Source organism: Actinosynnema sp. (assembly GCF_052038725.1).
In genome coordinates, this window is record NZ_JBQGCX010001216.1 from 1 (window position 1) to 6,635 (window position 6,635).

General features: G+C 71.6%; 5 protein-coding genes. 2 read left to right on the forward strand and 3 right to left on the reverse strand.

The features are described 5' to 3' along the window. The 3 genes from ACTUAL_RS25595 to ACTUAL_RS25605 form a co-directional block, all read right to left on the reverse strand. On the reverse strand, nt 1-1,319 hold a 1,319-nt coding region (locus ACTUAL_RS25595), incomplete at its 3' end, for a discoidin domain-containing protein (protein WP_440902040.1). A 644-nt stretch (nt 1,320-1,963) separates the two neighbouring features. Beyond that, entirely contained in the window at nt 1,964-2,725 is a 762-nt protein-coding gene (locus ACTUAL_RS25600; RefSeq protein WP_440902041.1) for a DUF305 domain-containing protein, read from the reverse strand. A 1-nt stretch (nt 2,726) separates the two neighbouring features. Next, nucleotides 2,727-3,596 (reverse strand): DUF3105 domain-containing protein, encoded by an 870-nt coding sequence (locus tag ACTUAL_RS25605; RefSeq protein ID WP_096496788.1) that lies wholly within the window; start codon nt 3,594-3,596, stop codon nt 2,727-2,729. Nucleotides 3,597-3,775: 179 nt separating this feature from the next. Here ACTUAL_RS25605 and argS point away from each other — a divergent pair, with 179 nt between their 5' ends. After that, complete coding sequence (gene argS / locus ACTUAL_RS25610; RefSeq protein WP_440902042.1) at nt 3,776-5,428, forward strand: arginine--tRNA ligase; 1,653 nt, start codon at nt 3,776-3,778, stop codon at nt 5,426-5,428. Continuing rightward, on the forward strand, nt 5,428-6,635 hold a 1,208-nt coding region (gene lysA, locus ACTUAL_RS25615; RefSeq protein WP_440902043.1), incomplete at its 3' end, for a diaminopimelate decarboxylase. The genes argS and lysA, both read left to right, overlap by 1 nt.

The following is a 6,635-nucleotide window of genomic DNA, read 5'->3' on the forward strand; positions in this document are numbered from 1 at the left end:
CCCATCCACGGGCTCGGCTGGTGGCTCGCGGTGAACGCCTGCAGCGACGGCAGGTTCGTGGTGCGGCTGTTGGCCTTCGCGTACTCGTAGATCCAGCTCGTGGACCCCGCGTTCGTCATCGGGGACCAGAAGTTGAAGCCCTGCGGCACGGCGGTGGCCGGGAAGTTGTTGCCCCTGGAGAAGCCGCCGCTGGAGTTGGTGCCGCGCGTGGTCAGCACCCAGTCGGACGGGCGGGCGTGCTCCACGACCTCGGGCGCGGTGTGCACGGCCACGTCGTCGACCCAGCCGTTGAACGCCGCCGGACCCGCCGGGTTGTCGTAGCCGACCAGGATGCGCTTGGCGGTCTTGCCCGCCGCGACCTGCCCGATCACCGACGCGACCCGGTTCCACTGGTTCGTGGACAGCGCCTTCGACTCGCCCTGGCCCCTCGGCGAGAGCTCGAACCCGTGCTGGTCGCGCGCGCCCAGCTCGCTCAGGTAGGTGCCGTCGGAGAACGCCACGTCCAGTGCCGCGTACGTGGACGGGTAGCGCAGGTCGCCCGCGCTGAACGAGGGGAACAGCAGGTAGGACAGCTCGGTGGTCGCGGTGACCGGGAAGTCGACCTCGAACACCTTGTTGTACGAGTGGCCGCGCCCCTGCGCGGTGTGCGTGCCCTGGTAGCGCAGCGCCCGCGTGCCGGTGAACCCGGTGCGGGAGCGGGAGTTGTACGCCCCCGTGGCGCCCTCGCCGGTGGTGGTGCGCATGTGCTCGGCGGGCGGGGAGGTGGAGCCGTCGGAGAAGGTGACCTCGGCGAGTTGGAGCACGGCCTGGCCGCCCCGGTTCGCGGTGATGTCGATCCGGTAGTGCCGGTAGGCGGTGGTGTTGCCGGTCTCGTAGGTGACCGTCGTGTGCCGACCGGCGAAGGTCTGCCCGGTGCGGGCGTCCAGCTCGGTCCAGGTCTCGCCGTCGTCGGACCCGCTGAGCCTCCAGTCCTTCGGGTCGCGCTCGGGCGCGTCGTTGGCGGAGGTGAGGGCGTAGTCCTTGACGGTGGCGGGCGCGTCGAAGGTGAACTCCAGCCAGCCGGTCGCGGTGAACGCCAGCCACTTGCTGCTGGGGCTCCCGTCGACCAGGTTCTCCTTCACCTCGTCCGACTCGACGTACTCGGCGTTGGCCGCGACCGAGGTGACGCGGTCGGTGATGTTGCCGGGGATGCCGGTGGAGTCGTTGCCGTTGACACCGCCGGTCCTCGGCTTCCCGTCCGGTCCGGTCTCCACGGTGCTCGCCCAGTCGGGGAGCGGTTGCCCCTCCTCGAAGGAGGTGGCGAAGACGGTCTCGCGCACGGGCGGCTCCTCGGGGGCAGCGGTGGCCTGCCCCCAGACTGGCACGCCCGCCAGCGCCACGGATATCGCCAGCGCTCCCGCGAATGATCTCCGCCTGCCCCGCATGTGCCCCATTGCGCACGCCTTCCGCCAGGTCCGGACCTCGTGGGCCCCCGTAGCGGGCAGAGAAGCGGGAGGCTGACATCGATGTCAAGATCGCTGCTGGATCCTGTCCGGAAGAATGTCCGGCCACTGCTCCGACCGGGGCTGATCGGCGCGGCGCGATCGGGTGATCACGGTAGGTCGTCGGTTCCGGCGACCGGGGGGCCATGTGCGACCGCTGTGTGGAATGCGATTACCGGTTCGACATAGATGAAATGTTTTCAGCTATTTTTTCACCCAAAAGAACCAGACCTGAATTCCCTGGAAGTGGCATAGCGTTACCGACACCTCTTCCTGGAGGAGCGCCGTCCGAGTGACGCGCGACAGGGGAGCCGCGGTGGGGAGTTCGGGGGACTCGTCCCCGTCGCGACCGTGGCACGGGGCAGGCGCCGCGCCCGGCAAGACGCGCCTGCCCCGTGCTGCGCAGCAGCACGAACCCCCGACCGCCGCGCCCGCCCCTCCGCTGCGGCCCAGCCGGTGCGGCTTTCGCCTGGCGCGCTCCACTACTGGAGCGGGGCCGCGCCCCGGTCCGCCAGCAGGTGCTCCATGTACTCGGACTCGCCGGTCTGCGACCGCAGCATGTTGTCCGCCAGCGTCCGCACCGCGTCCTGCTCGGCGTGCTCGGCCCCGTAGGCCGCCATCGGCGCGCCGCCCTGGTGGTGGCGCAGCATCAGCTGGAGGAAGTACACGTCGAACTCGGCCCCGCCGAGCGAGCGCAGCTTCGCCAGCTCCTCGGACGTGGCCATGCCCGGCATCAGGCCGCTGCGCCCGGCGGACGCGCCCTCGGTCGCCACGGTCCCGTCGTGGTGCCCGGTCCCGCCCTGCCCCGACATCCACGCCATGTGCGTGCCGCCGGTGGGCTGCTCGGGCATCCGCCACAGCGTCAGCCAGCCCTTCATGCGGCCGACCTGCTCCAGCTGGGTCGAGCCGATGTCGAACGCCAGCTGCCGCACCGCGTCGTCCTCGGTGCGGTCCAGGGCGATGTTCGACATGGTCACGGCCTGCACGTGGTGCACCGCCATGTCCTGCGCGAAGCCGACGTCCACCGAGTCCCGGCCCGGCGTCGTGCCGGTGTCCGCGCCGGGCACCTTCACCAGCAGGCCGATCGCCGCGCCCAGCAGCAGCACGGCCACCACGGCGGCGCCGATCACCACGGCGCGCGCGGCGGTGGGGCGCCCGCCGCCCGCCCCCTCGGGGGAGGGGGTCGGGTCGGCGGGGTCGGTCAGCGGGTCGTCCGGATCGGGGACCCGTTCCACGTCGGCCACGTCAGCTGCCGGCGGGCGCGGACGAGGCGGGGGCGGAGGCCCCGGTCGCGGGGGCCTGCGAACCGGCCGGGGTCGAGGCCTGCGGGGCGGGCTGGCCGTCCTGCGGCATCTCGTCGGTGGCCTGCGTGCCGCCCTCCATCGGGACCGCGTCGGCGCCGGGCGCCTCGGCCACGAACGGCGGCGGGCTGTCCACGTTGAACGTGGCGGAGTCGCAGGTCGCGCCGATCTCCGGGTACGTGTACTGGTTGCGGCGCAGCGACTGGATGAACTGGTCGATCCGCTCGTCGTCGGCCGACTCCAGCTTCAGCTGGTGGCCCCAGGACTGGAGCGAGATCGGCTTGTCGAGGCCGGGGTACGGCGACATCATCGTGAAGGGCTGGTTGTCCACCTTGGCCTTCAGGGTGTCCAGCGCCGGGCCCGAGACCTGGTCCGGGTTGTACGCGATCCACACCGCGCCGTGCTCGAGGCCGTGCACCATGTTCTCGGTGCGCACCGCGCTGGAGTAGACGACGCCCGTGCAGTTGGCCCACACCGAGTCGTGCGGCCCGCCGAACGGGGGCGAGAAGTTGTACGCCACCCGCTGCGTCGCGTCGACGTGCTTGCCCGCCGCGTACTCCTGCTTGACCACGCCCTCGATCTGGTCGGACGGGTCCTTGTTCTCCTCGGTGGGGTTCCACTTGGCCAGTGCCGCGTCGCGCTGGTTCTTCTCGTCGATGCGCGTGTACGCGTAGCCGAAAACACCGCCCGCGAGTCCCAGCACGGCGATCACCGCGATGATGGTGCCCCACGGCTTGGGCTTGCTCGCCACCACCGAGGAACGCGCCGCCTGCACGCTGGAGCGCGCGGCCTTCGTCTTCTTGCCGCTGGTCATGTCCGCCTCAGGTCATCAGGGATTCGTCACACCCATGCCGCAGGTCAGTTTAGGGACCAGGTGTCTGCTGGCCGTCAACCCTGAGTGACGCCCTTCGGGTGATCACAGTTGACGTTCCACGCCCTGGGACGGGAGAACCCGGTCGAGACCAGGGGCAACACTTCCCTAAACTTCACCGGGTGACTCCCGCTGCGCTCGCTGAACTGGTCCGTGCGACGGCCGTGGACGTGCTGTCCACGCGCGGTCTCGACCCCTCCGCCCTCCCGGCCGAGGTCACTATCGAGCGACCGCGCAACCCCGAGCACGGCGACTACGCCACCAACGTGGCCCTGCAGACCGCCAAGAAGGCGGGCACCAACCCCCGCGAGTTCGCCACCTGGCTCGCCGAGGCCCTGACCAGCAACGACGCCCTCTCCGAGGTCACCGTCGCGGGCCCCGGCTTCCTGAACCTGCGGCTCGCCCCCGACGCGCAGGCCGCGATTGTGCGCGAAATCATCACTAAGGGTGAAGAATTCGGCCGCAGCGACCTGCTCGCCGGCCGGAAGATCAACCTGGAGTTCGTCTCCGCCAACCCCACCGGCCCGCTGCACCTGGGCGGCACCCGCTGGGCCGCCACCGGCGACGCGCTCGGCCGCGTGCTGGCCGCGAGCGGCGCCGACGTGACCCGCGAGTACTACTTCAACGACGCGGGCGCCCAGATCGACCGCTTCGTGCGCTCCCTCATGGCCGCCGCGAAGGGCGAGCCCGCCCCCGAGGACGGCTACGCGGGCAGCTACATCTCCGACATCGCCGCCGAGGTGCTGCGCCAGGAGCCCGAGGCGCTGACCGCCGAGGACGGCCCCGAGGTGTTCCGGCGCATCGGCGTCAACCTCATGTTCGACGAGATCAAGCGCGACCTGCACGACTTCGGCACCGACTTCGACGTGTTCTTCCACGAGGACTCGCTGCACAAGTCCGGCGCCGTCACCACCGCCGTCGAGAAGCTCAAGGGCTCCGACAAGCTCTACTTCGAGAACGGCGCCTGGTGGCTGCGCTCCACCGAGTTCGGCGACGACAAGGACCGCGTCGTCATCAAGAGCGACGGCGCCCCCGCCTACATCGCCGGCGACATCGCCTACCTGGTCGACAAGCGCTCGCGCGGCTTCGACCTGTGCATCTACATGCTCGGCGCCGACCACCACGGCTACATCGGCCGCCTCAAGGCCGCCGCCGCCGCGCTGGGCGACGACCCGGACAGCGTCGAGGTCCTGATCGGCCAGATGGTCAACCTGGTCAGCGACGGCAAGCCGGTCCGGATGAGCAAGCGCGCGGGCAACATCATCAGCATGGAGGACCTGGTCGACGCCGTCGGCGTCGACCCGGCCCGGGTCGCGATGATCCGCGCCTCCGTCGACTCCTCCGTCGACATCGACCTGGACCTGCTGCGCAAGCGCTCCAGCGAGAACCCGGTCTACTACGTCCAGTACGCGCACTCGCGCATCTGCTCCGTGCTGCGCAACGCCGCCGACCTCAAGGTCGAGGCCAACGACTCGCTCCAGCTGCTGGAGCACGAGGCCGAGGGCACGCTGATCCGCGCGCTCGGCGAGTTCCCGCGCGTGGTCAAGGCCGCCGCCGAGCTGCGCGAGCCGCACCGGGTCGCCAACTACCTGCACTCCCTCGCGGGCGACCTGCACCGCTGGTACGACCACAAGCCCGCGCTGCGCATCCTCCCGCGCGGCGACGAGGAGGCCACCGAGCTGCACGGCGCCCGCCTGCGGCTGTGCCAGGCCGCGCAGCAGGTCTTCGCCAACGGCCTGGCCCTGCTGGGCGTGACCGCGCCGGAGCGGATGTGATGCGCGCCCACCCCGCCGGACCCCGGCACGCCGACGTCATCGCCCAGGCCAGCACGGCCGGGCGGCCCCCCGCCGACGGCTCCGAGCTGGACGCCTTGCCCGAACGGGTGTGGCCCCGCAACGCCGAGCGCCGCGCCGACGGCGTCGTCACCCTCGGCGGCGTGGACGTGCGCGCGCTCGCCGAGGAGCACGGCACCCCGCTGTTCGTCATGGACGAGGCCGACTTCCGGTCCCGCTGCGCCGAGCACGCCGAGGCCTTCGGCGACCCGTCCCTGGTGCACTACGCCTCCAAGGCGTTCCTGTCCGTCTCGGTGGCCCGCTGGGTCGCCGAGGAGGGCCTGAGCATCGACGTGTGCAGCGGCGGCGAGCTGGCCATCGCGCTGCGCGCCGAGTTCCCGCCCGAGCGGATCGCGCTGCACGGCAACAACAAGTCGCTCGCCGAGCTGGCGGCGGCCGTCGACGCGGGCGTCGGCGTGGTCGTGCTCGACTCGTTCCAGGAGATCGCCCGGCTCGACCAGGTCGCCCGCGAGCGCGGCCGGGTCCAGCAGGTCATGATCCGCGTCACGGTCGGCGTCGAGGCGCACACCCACGAGTTCATCGCCACCGCGCACGAGGACCAGAAGTTCGGGTTCTCGCTCGCCTCCGGCGACGCCGCCGAGGCCGCCCGCCGGGTGGTCAAGGCCGAGGGCCTGAGCCTGGTCGGCCTGCACAGCCACATCGGCTCGCAGATCTTCGACGCCAGCGGCTTCGAGGTCGCCGCGCGCCGCGTGGTGTCCCTGCTCGCCGAGCTGCGCGCCGAGCACGGCCCGACCCTGCTCGACGAGCTGACCACGCTCGACCTGGGCGGCGGCCTCGGCATCGCCTACACCGCCGACGACGACCCGCCCCCGCCCGCCGTGCTGGCCGCCCAGCTGCGCGACATCGTCACCCAGGAGTGCGACCGCGCCGGGCTGCCCGTGCCGAAGCTCGCGGTCGAACCCGGACGGGCGATCGTGGGCCCCGGAACGGTGACGCTCTACGAGGTCGGCACCATCAAGGACGTCCAGCTCGACGCCGGCGCGACCCGCCGCTACGTCAGCGTTGACGGCGGCATGAGCGACAACATCCGCACCGCGCTCTACGACGCCGTGTACGACTGCCGCCTGGTCTCCCGCGCCGCCGAGGAGGGCAGCGGAGCCGTCCTGTGCCGCGTCGTGGGCAAGCACTG

Excerpts from the sequence above, each read along its gene's own strand:
- ACTUAL_RS25605 (WP_096496788.1), bottom strand. The coding sequence starts at position 3,596 with ATGACCAGCGGCAAGAAGACGAAGGCCGCGCGCTCCAGCGTGCAGGCG.